This window comes from Polaromonas sp. (assembly GCF_012927415.1).
GTDB lineage: Bacteria > Pseudomonadota > Gammaproteobacteria > Burkholderiales > Burkholderiaceae_C > Polaromonas.
The window spans coordinates 1-9288 of the sequence record NZ_JABBPF010000218.1 but is presented as its reverse complement, the minus strand read 5'-3'; the positions used below and the strand labels follow the sequence as shown (position 1 = coordinate 9288).

The window sequence follows — 9288 nt, the reverse complement described above, 5'->3', positions numbered from 1 at the left end:
GGCACGGTGGTCGAGCGGCGGCCGCCGAAGATGAAGGCGTCGATGGCCACGCCTTTCGGGTCGTCCCAGGCTTCGTCAAGCGCCGGGTTGTTGGTGGCAGCGACGGTAAAGCGCGAATTCGGGTGTGCGGCCCTGGCGCCGGTTTCTTTCGCGATTTGCGGCGTCCAGTCATTGCCCTGCCAGTCGATCAGGTGCGCCGGCAGCGCCTTGCTCGGTGCGTCATGCTCCATGCCTTCCCACCAGACGTCGCCGTCGTCGGTCAGCGCGACGTTGGTGAAAATTGTGTCGTGGTCCAGGCTGCGCATGCAGTTCGGGTTGGTCAGCAGGTTGGTGCCCGGTGCAACGCCAAAGTAGCCAGCCTCGGGGTTGATGGCGTATAGCTTGCCATCGGCGGCAGGCTTGATCCAGGCGATGTCGTCGCCAATGGTGGTGACCTTCCAGCCCGCAAAACCGCTGGGGGGCACCAGCATCGAGAAATTGGTCTTGCCGCAAGCCGACGGAAACGCCGCCGCCACATGGTATTTTTTGCCTTGCGGATTGGTGACGCCCAGAATCAGCATGTGCTCGGCCAGCCAGCCTTCGTCGCGGCCCATGGTGGAGGCAATGCGCAGCGCAAAGCATTTTTTGCCGAGCAGCGCATTGCCGCCGTAGCCGGAGCCATAAGACCAGATTTCACGCGTCTCGGGGTAATGCACGATGTACTTGGTCTTGTTGCACGGCCATTTCACGTCCGGCTGGCCGGCAGCGAGCGGCGCGCCCACGGTGTGCACGCAGGGCACAAAGTCGCCATCGGTGCCCAGCACGTCGAAAACCGCCTTGCCCATGCGCGTCATGATCTTCATGTTGACGGCGACGTAGGGGCTGTCCGAAAGCTCGATGCCGATATGCGCAATCGGCGAGCCCAGCGGGCCCATGCTGAAGGGCACAACGTACATGGTGCGCCCGCGCATGGCGCCGTCGAACAGCGGCTGCAGGGTGCGGCGCATCTCGGCCGGGGCCATCCAGTTGTTGGTCGGGCCGGCGTCTTCTTCTTTGTCCGAACAGATGTAGGTGCGGTCTTCCACGCGCGCCACGTCGCTGGGATCGCTTTGCGCCAGGAAGCTGTTCGGGCGTTTGGCTTCGTTGAGTTTTTTGAAGGTGCCGGCGTCGACCAGCTGCTGGCACAGACGCTGGTATTCAGCCTGGCTGCCATCGCACCAGTAAACAGCTTCAGGCTTGCACAAAGCCACCATGTCGGCGACCCAGGCGACCAGTTTGGCGTTCCTGACATAAGCGGGCGTATTGAGCTTGAGCCCTTGCATCACGGGTTGGTTCATCGAAAACTCCAAAGTTGAAAAGCACCATTTCGATAAACGTCGCAAGAGAGCGGCCTGCAAGGTGACCTCGGGACGTTTGTCGAAATGGCCTGAAGTTCGCGCCGAACGGAGCAGCTGGCAAGCGCTCGCAAAAGCTGCCTGCCATGCTTTTTTGGCATGCGCGGGCCAGCCAGAAGCGTCATTTTAAGAACTTAGCCCGCAGTTAAATCACAATTACGGGTAAAAGATATGCAAAACAAACATGACTTTATGCATATGATGTGTTTCAGTTATGGTACTTATGACAGTTGCCGACCCAATCCGGCAACAATGGGGTTTTGTTGCTGGACTTGTGAATGCGTCGAATTTCCCCTCGCCTTTTTCCGGACCTGACAACACCGGTCCGGTCCTTGTCAAAAGAAAGCGCCCGGCGACGCGCGCTGCTCGCCGGGATTGTGCCGCTGGCGCTGGCTGCGGCCGGCCCGCGCCAAGCCAGCGCGCAAGCCGCCCGCCCGGTACGGCTGCTGGCGGCGAGCGATCTGAAGTTTGCACTGACACTGGTGCTGGCGCGCTTCCAGTCTGAAACCGGGCAAAAGGTAGAGGCCAGTTTCGGCTCTTCCGGCAGCTTTGCGCAGCAGATCCTGCAGGGGCTGCCTGCCGAGCTGTTCATGTCCGCCGACGAGGATTTTGTTTACCGGCTGGCCGACGCCGGCCTGACGCGAACCCTGGCCGGTGCGGCAAGCGCGGCGGCCGACCGCGGCGCGCGTTACGCGGTCGGCAGAATCGCCTTGTTTGTTCCGCTCGACTCCACGATTGCACTGGATCCGCAGTTGCGCGGTCTCAAGGCGCAGTGGCGCCAGGTCCGCAAATTTGTCATCGGCAATCCTGAGCACGCGCCTTACGGCCGCGCCGCAATGCAAGCCCTGCAAAAACTCGGAATGTGGGAGCTGGTCCTGCCCAAGCTGGTACTGGGCGAAAACATCAGCCAGGCCACCCAGTTTGTTTCGACGGGCGCCGCCCAGGCCGGCATCACGGCGCTGTCGCTGGCGCTGGCGCCCGAAGTCGCCAAAAGCGGGCGCCACGTCGCCCTGCCCGCCAATCTGCACGCGCCGCTGCGCCAGCGCATGGTGCTGCTTAAATCGGCCACGCCGGCGGCGGAAGCGCTGTATGGGTATTTGCAGGGCGCCGGGGCGCGCGAGATTTTCGCGCGCTATGGGTTTTCTGCCTGAAAATAGCGGTCATCCCCAGCGCTTACCGCGTTGCGCGCTATTTGTTCGGTCGCAAAATAAGCCCGTCATAATTCCTCCATGGATTGGCAAGCCGCCCGCGTATCACTGAGCCTCGCCGTCTGCACGGCCGCCCTGCTGTTGCCGCTGGGCGTCTGGCTGGCGCGCTGGCTGGCGACCACGCCCTGGCGCGGCCGGCCGTTGGCCGAGGCCTTGCTGATGCTGCCCTTGCTGCTGCCGCCCACCGTGATCGGTTTTTACCTGCTCATCACGCTGGGCCAGGGCTCGGCAGTCGGCGGCTGGCTGGCCGCCCGGCTCGATCTGCGCCTGGTGTTCAGCTTTGAAGGCCTGCTGCTGGCCAGCGTGCTGGTCAACCTGCCTTTTATGGTGCAGCCCCTGCAACGCGCCTTTGCCGCTATTCCTGCGAGTCTGCGTGAAGCCGCCTGGGTCTGCGGCCTGAGTCCCTGGCGCGCCTTCTGGAAAATCGAGTTGCCGCTGGTCTGGTCCGGCCTGCTGGCCGGCGTGGCGCTGACGATGGCGCACACGCTCGGCGAATTCGGCGTGGTGTTGATGGTGGGCGGCAGCATTCCCGGCGAGACCAAAACCCTGTCGATTGCCATTTATGACCGGGTGCAGGCCTTTGACATGGCCGCCGCCCATGTCATGGCGCTGGTGCTGGTGGCTTGTTCACTGTCGGCACTGGCCTTTGTGTTTGCCGCCGACAAGACCCGGCCGCTACAGGAAAGATAGCAGAGAACAACCGTTCGTACTGGACATGCTGCAGGTTTTACTTAAAAACGAAGGCCCGGTCCGGCTCAAAGCCGAGTTTCGCTGCGCGCGTGGCGAGCTGCTCGCGCTGGTCGGCCCCTCGGGCAGCGGCAAGACCAGCGTGCTGCGCGCCGTCGCCGGCCTGCTTAAAGGCCCGCAGCTGCAAGGCCGCGTCAGCGTCGGTGGCGCGGCCGAAGATGTCTGGTTCGACAGTGCCCGCGGTCTCTGGCAAACGCCGCAGCAGCGCCGCGTCGGCCTGGTGTTCCAGCATTACGCGCTGTTTCCGCACCTGAGCGCCCTGGAAAACGTCGCGCTCGCCGCCGATGCCGGGAAGACCGCTGGCTATTTGGCGGCCTTGTTCGAGCGCATGGGCCTGGCCGGGCTGCAGCAGCGCCGGCCGTCGCAGCTTTCGGGTGGTCAACAGCAGCGCGTGGCGCTGGCGCGGGCGCTGGCACGCGAGCCGCAGGTGCTGCTGCTGGACGAGCCGTTTTCGGCGGTCGACGCGCCGACGCGCCAAACGCTATACCGCGAGCTGGCCGCGCTGCGCCAGAGCGTCGCCATGCCGATGGTGCTGGTGACGCATGATCTGCAGGAGGCACGGCGACTGGCCGACCGGGTGGTGATTCTGGACGCCGGTGAGTCGCTGCAAAGCGGGCCACCGGCCACCGTGTTTGCGAGTCCGCGCAACGCCCGCGTGGCCGAGCTGGTCGGCATCCAGAACCACTTCCGGGGCCGGTTTTTTCAGAGCGGGCCTGCCGACGCGCCAGGTTTTGGCCGCCTGGCATGGCACGCCGGCGCGCCGGAAGTCCCGCAAATCAGCTTGCGGGTGATCGACAAAAAGCGGCTGGACGATGGCGCCGAGGTCTCGTGGGTGGTGGCGGGCGAGTTGCTGGACCTGACGCTTGTCGCCGACCCGCTGGCGCTGAACACGCTGGCCTGCAGGCTGCGCGAGGTGCTGCCGCTGGGTGAAATCAGCCTGTGCACGCTGGTTCCGCTACAGCTGCCCTCGCAGTGCATCACGCTCAATCTCTCCAGCGCCAGCTTGCGGCAACTGGGCGCAGGCGCAGGCGCGCTGCTTTTTCTGCATATTCCGCCTGAAGCGGTTCACATCATGCCGGTGCGCCAGGGGTGAGGGTCGCCCGCCGCTTTTTTACCTTGCCTTAGGACGAAAATGGCCTCTTGTCCAGTAAGCGCGGCTATTAAACGCTATTAAAAAAATAGCAATGATGCCCAGTGCCTACAAGCGGATCACGCCGGCCAGGGCGATCTGACCGGGCGCCTCATAGTCTGCCACCAGCCAGGCCCGATCCGTCGCTTGCGCCGCCTTGGCCAGCAGCTCCAGCAGATAGTCTATGGACGGGCGGTCCAGCGCCATGAAGGGCTGGTCAAGCAGCGTCACGGTGCTATTGGCTGCCAGCGCCGTCGCCAGCAGAACCTTGCGCCGTGTGCCGGTCGACATCATGTAGAGCGCCTTGTCCAGGTGCGGGCTCAATGACAGGCCTTCGATGTGCGACGCCAGGGCGTTCAGGTCCCAACCGGGATGCAGCGCCGGTAGCCTTGCAAAAACCTGGCGCGCCGTCTGGTCGTCTTGCGCCGTGTCGCGGGGGGCGAACCATGCGACCTGCTGCCGGTAAGCCAGCCTGTTGTCGGCCAGGCTGATGCCACGGACACGTAATTGCCCCTGCGGCCCCGTTGCGGGCAGGCTGCCAGCCAGGAGCTGGAGCAAGGTGGTCTTGCCGCTGCCCTCGTCACCCGAGAGCCAGCTCACGCCAGCTTGCAGATCAAGGCAAAAGCCGTCGAAGAGCATGACGCCGGGCCGCGCGGGATGGCGGAAAAAAAGCTTGTCAGCCTGCAGCAGCGGGGCGGCCGGGGGCGCGGGGTGGCGGTCGTCGTGGCGGTCGTCGCGGCTCATCGCGGGCGACCCTGCACAGGCAGCGGCAGCGCCGTCTTGTAGCGCACCTGCTTGAGCGCAAAACTGGAGCGGATTTTCTCGATGCCGGCAATCTGTGTGAGCTGGTCGACGATGAATTTCTCCAAGGCTGCGATGTCGGTGATCGCCACGCGGATCAGGTAGTCGCTGTCGCCGCTCATCAAATAGCATTCCATGACCTCGTCATGCTCGGCAATGCGCCTTTCAAACTCAGCCAGCGCTGCCTTGCTCTGGCTCTTGAGGCTGATGGAAATGAAGACGTTCAGGCCCAGCCCGAGTGCGGCGGCGCTGGTCAGCGCGACGTAGCGCTCGATCACGCCGCGTTCCTTCAGTGCCTTGACGCGTGCCAGGCAGGGCGAGGGGGACAGGTGGACCTGCCGCGCCAGCTCGACGTTGGTCAGCCCGCCGTCGCGCTGCAAGGCATCAATAATGCGGTAATCGACCGAGTCGAGCATAAAAGTCCAGAAAAGTAATTTTAAGCAGCAGATTATCCTGTCACTTCGGGTTTGTCTTCCCCGAGATCGGCAGCCTGTGTCTGCTATTTTTGCGTAAATTCATCCCTATGAGTTTGAACCATTCGCTGCGGCCCGCGGGCTTTGCACCCCCCCCTGATCCGCTGGATACCGATCCCCAGGAAACTGTCGAGTGGCAGGAGGCCCTGGCCGCCCTGCTGGACGCACAAGGCCCCGCGCGCGCCCGTTTCTTGCTCGATACGCTGGCTCGCCAGGCCCGCACGGCCCGCGTCGGCTGGCAGCCTGAACTGTGCACGCCCTACGTCAACACCATCGCGGTGGATCAGCAGCCCCCGTTCGCAGGCGACCTGGCCATCGAGGAGCGGCTCGCCTCGCTGATGCGCTGGAATGCGCTGGCGATGGTGGCGCGGGCCAATCAGGCCTACGGCGATCTCGGCGGGCACATTGCCAGCTACGCCAGCGCCGCGGATCTGTTCGAGGTCGGCTTCAACCACTTTTTTCACGCCCGTGACCAGCGCCCTGGCGGGGCACACCTGGGCGACCTCGTCTTTTTCCAGCCACACAGCGCCCCCGGCGTGTACGCGCGGGCCTACCTCGAAGGGCGCTTGAGCGAGGAAGACCTGGCTTACTACCGCCAGGAGCTGACCAGCCCTGCAGCGCTCACTGGCTCGGGCGCGCGCGGCCTGTGCAGCTATCCCCACCCTTACCTGATGCCCGATTTCTGGCAGTTTCCGACCGGCTCAATGGGCATCGGGCCGATCAGCTCGATCTACCACGCCCGCTTCATGCGCTATCTCACGCACCGGCAATTGCTTGACTGCACCGGCCGCAAGGTCTGGGGCGTGTTCGGCGATGGCGAAATGGACGAGCCGGAAAGCATGAGTGCGCTGACCTTGGCCGCCCGCGAGGGCCTGGACAACCTGGTCTGGGTCGTCAATTGCAACCTGCAACGGCTCGACGGGCCGGTGCGCGGCAATGGCCGCATCATCGACGAGCTGGAAAAGCTGTTCGCCGGTGCGGGCTGGAACGTCATCAAGCTGATCTGGGGCAGCGACTGGGACGGCCTGTTCGCCCGTGACGTCAGCGGCGCGCTGGCCCGCGCTTTTGCTGGCACGGTCGATGGCCAGATGCAGACCTTTGCCGCCAAGGACGGACGTTACAACCGCGAAACCTTTTTTGGCCAGAACGCAGAACTGGCCCACCTCGCGCAGGGCATGACCGACGAACAGATCGACCGCCTCAAGCGTGGCGGCCATGACCTGGTGAAGATTCACGCCGCGTACGCGGCGGCTGCCGCGCACCGGGGCCAACCCACGGTGATCCTGGCCCACACCAAGAAAGGCTACGGCATGGGCAAGGCCGGGCAGGGAAAGATGACCACCCACAGCCACAAAAAACTCGACGAGAAAGAGCTGGTCGAATTCAGGAACCGCTTTAATCTGCCGCTCAGCGACGAGCAAGCGACTTCGCTGGCCTTTTTCAAGCCTGCCGAAGACAGTCCGGAAATCCAGTATCTGCTTGCACGGCGGCAAGCCTTGGGCGGCTACCTGCCCCGGCGCGATACCGCCTGCAGGGCGCTGCCGGTGCCCGGGCTGCTCCAGTACGCCGCCTTTGCGTTGCAGCCCGAGGGCAAGGAGATGAGCACGACCATGGCTTTTGTCCGCATGCTGGGCGGCTTGCTCAAAGATGCCGCGCTGGGTCCGCGCATCGTGCCCATCGTGGCGGACGAGGCGCGCACCTTCGGCATGGCCAACCTGTTCAAGCAGGTTGGCATCTACTCCAGCGTGGGCCAGCGTTATGCCCCCGAAGACATCGGTTCGGTGCTGAGCTACCGCGAGGCCATGGACGGCCAGATTCTTGAAGAGGGCATCAGCGAGGCCGGCGCAATCGCCAGCTGGACGGCGGCGGCCACCAGCTACAGCGTGCACGGCCTGGCCATGCTGCCTTTTTATATCTACTACTCCATGTTTGGCTTCCAGCGTGTCGGCGACCAGATCTGGGCCGCCGCCGACCAGCGCCCGCGCGGCTTCTTGCTGGGCGCTACCTCGGGGCGCACCACGCTGGGCGGTGAAGGCCTGCAGCACCAGGACGGCAGCAGCCACCTCATCGCTGCCACCATCCCCAACTGCAAGGCCTACGACCCCGCATTTGCGGGCGAGCTGGCGGTGATCCTGAACCACGGCATGCGTGAAATGCTGGTGGAGCAGCGGGACGTGTTTTATTACCTGACCCTGATGAACGAGAACTATGCGCAACCCAATCTGCCATCCGATGTGCATGGCGACGTGATTTCTGGCTGCTACAAATTCGGCCGCTACCCGGCAGCCGCTGGCAGCCACAAACCGGACGCCGCCGCCGGGAAGGTGACGCTGATGGGTTCAGGCGCGATCCTGACCGAGGTGATCAAGGCTGCGCATCTGCTGTCGGCTCGGGGTGTCGAGGTCGAGGTGATCAGCGTGACCAGCTGGAGCGAGCTGTCGCGCCAGGCCCAGGCCAGCGCGCAGGATGACTCGGCCACGGCCATCGGCGCCTTTGTCACGGCCCAGCTTGCCGGGACGCAGGGGCCGATTGTGGCTGCGACCGACTATGTGCGAGCCGTGCCCGAAAGCATCCGGGCCTATCTGCCGCCGGGTCGTGCCTACACCACGCTGGGCACGGATGGCTTTGGCCGCAGTGACACCCGCGCCGCGCTTCGGCGGCATTTTTCGGTGGACGCGGCCAGCATCGAGCGCGCTGCTTGGGGTGCGCTTCAGGCAAGCGCCATGGGCGCATCCGGCAGAGCCTTTGCTTGCGAGTAAAAAAAGAGAAAAGTGTGATCCATCTAAACAACGTGCATAAGAGCTATGTGGTCAAGGACAAGCAGATCCCGGCCCTGAACGGCATCGATCTTTCCATTGTCAGGGGGGAGATCTTCGGCGTGATTGGCCATTCGGGCGCTGGCAAGTCCACCCTGATCCGGCTGATCAACCTGCTGGAGCGCCCATCTGAGGGCGAGATCATCGTCGACGGGGAGGCCATCCTGGCTTACGACACCTTGGCGCTGCGAAATTTCAGAAGAAATATCGGCATGATTTTTCAGCATTTCAATCTTCTGAGTTCCAAGACCGTGGCTGAAAATGTTTCCTTTCCGATCCGGATTGCAGGCGAGCGGGACACGGCAAAAATTGACGCGCGGGTTGACCAGATGCTGGATCTGGTGGGCCTGAGCCGGCATAAGCACAAATACCCCAAACAGCTGTCGGGCGGCGAAAAGCAGCGCGTGGGCATCGCGCGGGCGCTGGCCAACCGGCCCAAGATATTGCTGTGTGACGAAGCCACCAGTGCGCTGGACCCGCAGACCACGCGCGCCATTTTGCAACTGCTCCGGGAAATCAACGAAAAACTCAAGCTGACGATTGTCCTCATCACGCACGAGATGGATGTCATCCGCACGATTTGTGACCGCGTGGCGGTCATTGACGGCGGGAAGATCGTTGAAAGTGGCCCGGTGACCCAGGTGTTTCTGCATCCGCAGCACCCGACCACCCGAAACTTCGTGCTGGAGGCGGAGAACTTCTCCGAAGACGAGCTGAGTGAAAGCCGCACCCAGACCAGCG

General features: G+C 63.7%; 8 protein-coding genes. 5 read left to right on the top strand and 3 right to left on the bottom strand.

Features of this window, described 5'->3' with window-relative positions:
- A partial coding sequence (locus HHJ19_RS17915; protein WP_296909238.1) for a phosphoenolpyruvate carboxykinase (GTP) occupies nt 1-1316 on the bottom strand: 1316 nt, incomplete at its 3' end.
- 389 nt (nt 1317-1705) lie between these two features.
- Here HHJ19_RS17915 and modA point away from each other — a divergent pair.
- From modA to HHJ19_RS17900, 3 genes are all read left to right on the top strand, one after another.
- Nucleotides 1706-2524: a molybdate ABC transporter substrate-binding protein gene (modA, locus tag HHJ19_RS17910; protein WP_296909236.1), complete on the top strand. Its 819-nt coding sequence runs from the start codon at nt 1706-1708 to the stop codon at nt 2522-2524.
- A gap of 78 nt (nt 2525-2602) precedes the next feature.
- Nucleotides 2603-3271, top strand: a complete 669-nt coding sequence (modB, locus tag HHJ19_RS17905; protein WP_296909234.1) for a molybdate ABC transporter permease subunit — start codon at nt 2603-2605, stop codon at nt 3269-3271.
- Between the two features lie 25 nt (nt 3272-3296).
- Nucleotides 3297-4421 carry an ABC transporter ATP-binding protein gene (locus HHJ19_RS17900; protein WP_296909232.1) on the top strand — a complete coding sequence of 375 codons (1125 nt, stop codon included), beginning with the start codon at nt 3297-3299 and terminating at the stop codon, nt 4419-4421.
- Between the two features lie 105 nt (nt 4422-4526).
- On the opposite strand, the gene HHJ19_RS17895 is transcribed toward HHJ19_RS17900, so the two are convergent.
- Together HHJ19_RS17895 and HHJ19_RS17890 are read right to left on the bottom strand one after the other, a co-directional pair.
- Nucleotides 4527-5201 (bottom strand): ATP-binding cassette domain-containing protein, encoded by a 675-nt coding sequence (locus HHJ19_RS17895; RefSeq protein ID WP_296909230.1) that lies wholly within the window; start codon nt 5199-5201, stop codon nt 4527-4529.
- On the bottom strand, nt 5198-5674 hold the full coding sequence (locus HHJ19_RS17890) for an Lrp/AsnC family transcriptional regulator (protein ID WP_296909228.1): 477 nt from the start codon (nt 5672-5674) through the stop codon (nt 5198-5200). Before HHJ19_RS17890 ends, HHJ19_RS17895 begins: the two co-directional genes overlap by 4 nt.
- A gap of 107 nt (nt 5675-5781) precedes the next feature.
- On the opposite strand from HHJ19_RS17890, the gene mdeB reads away from it, so the two are divergent.
- On the top strand, nt 5782-8490 hold the full coding sequence (gene mdeB, locus HHJ19_RS17885; protein ID WP_296909226.1) for an alpha-ketoglutarate dehydrogenase: 2709 nt from the start codon (nt 5782-5784) through the stop codon (nt 8488-8490).
- A 14-nt stretch (nt 8491-8504) separates the two neighbouring features.
- The coding region (locus HHJ19_RS17880; protein ID WP_296909224.1) for an ATP-binding cassette domain-containing protein at nt 8505-9288 on the top strand (784 nt) is incomplete at its 3' end.